1 protein-coding gene is annotated in these 955 nt (G+C 39.8%); it reads left to right on the top strand.

Translation table 11 applies throughout. The features are described 5' to 3' along the window. Positions 1–95: 95 nt before the first annotated feature. Positions 96–955, top strand: an 860-nt coding sequence (locus K3T81_RS19375; protein ID WP_238022199.1) for an ISL3 family transposase, incomplete at its 3' end; no start/stop codon positions are given.

Genomic DNA, 955 nt, shown 5'->3' on the forward strand with positions numbered 1-955 from the left:
GTACAGAGAAAATTCAGCTAAATAAAACACGCAAACTCCGAATTTTGTTAGACTTGTTTTAACCACAAAACAATAACAAAAGGAGTTGCGTGTAAGTGAATTTTAACATTTCTTTCCCAGGTTTAGAAGAGTTTCGTATAAAAAAAACGATTGAAAATGGTGGGATTTTTCAGCTGCATGTGGAACTGGATGCCAAGCCCCATCGTTGTCCAGCGTGTAATACCCTAACACAAAAGGTGCACGATTACCGCACTCAAAAGATACAGCACTCAAAACTGTTTATGAGAGAGACGCTAATTTTTTACCGTAAACGTCGCTATAAATGTGAACACCCACAATGTAAAAGGCGTTTTTATGAAAATAATTCATTGGTGGAACGCTATCAACGGCAGTCCAAAGAACTAAAGCAAGCTATTGCGTTAGAGCTAATTCATGGAAAAAACTTTAAAGCAATTGCCTCTCGATTTAACACTTCCGCAACTACTGTAATGCGTAGGTTTGATGAAGTGGGATCTAACTTTTTGGAGGAAACACGGGAGTTACCTTCTGTAATCGCTATTGATGAATATAAGGGTGATTCCGACGGGGAAAAATACCAAACCATTATTGCCGATCCGGTGGATCGGAAGCCCCTCGAGATATTGCCGGATAGGAAAAAAGAAACGGTAAAGGCTTATCTAAGAGAGCATGGGCAGAAAGTAGAAAAAGTTGTAATGGACATGAGCCCTTCATTCAAAGCAGCCGTGGACCAAGCATTAGGGAAACCTATTGTAGTAGCTGACCGTTTTCATTTCTGTCGGCATATTTATTGGGCACTTGAGCGTGTAAGGAGAAAAGAACAAAAGCAATTTAACGACTACGATCGTAAAAAGTGTAAGCGGATGAAGCATGTGTTTAATAAGAAGCATGAAGCTTTAACGGAGAAACAACGCTGGTATCTGGAACGTTACTTGAA

The organism is Oceanobacillus jordanicus (assembly GCF_022095695.1).
Taxonomy (GTDB): domain Bacteria; phylum Bacillota; class Bacilli; order Bacillales; family Amphibacillaceae; genus Oceanobacillus_B; species Oceanobacillus_B jordanicus.